The organism is Aquabacterium sp. A08 (genome assembly GCF_011742065.1).
In genome coordinates, this window is sequence record NZ_JAAQQT010000264.1 from 1 (window position 1) to 370 (window position 370).

Consider the following 370-nt stretch of genomic DNA (forward strand, 5'->3'; position numbering starts at 1 on the left):
CTTCAAGTGGCCAAAATGAACGTGGACGAAAACCGCAACGTGCCGGCCCAGTACGGCATCCGCGGCATCCCCACGCTGATGCTGTTCAAGGACGGTCAGCTCGCCGCCACCAAGGTAGGCGCCCTGAGCAAGGCCCAGTTGACCGCTTTCATCGACCAGCAACTGGCCTGATCCCCCCAGCCGCCCGGGTGCAAGGCCCGGGTGGTTTTCCTGTCATAATCACGGCAAACACGGGCGACCCCACGGGCCCGGCCGAAATCCAGCGTTCGCGCCACTGCAGCCGCGAACCGCACCCTCCCCCCACATTCTCTGGACTCCTCGCAGGAGTGATCCCATGCACCTGAACGAACTCAAGGCACTGCACGTGTCT

The 370-nt window shown here is 63.5% G+C and carries 1 protein-coding gene; it reads left to right on the plus strand.

From position 1 onward, the window contains the following. The coding region (locus tag HA630_RS01500; RefSeq protein WP_243855320.1) for a co-chaperone YbbN at window positions 1-171 on the plus strand (171 nt) is incomplete at its 5' end. Window positions 172-370 lie beyond the last annotated feature (199 nt).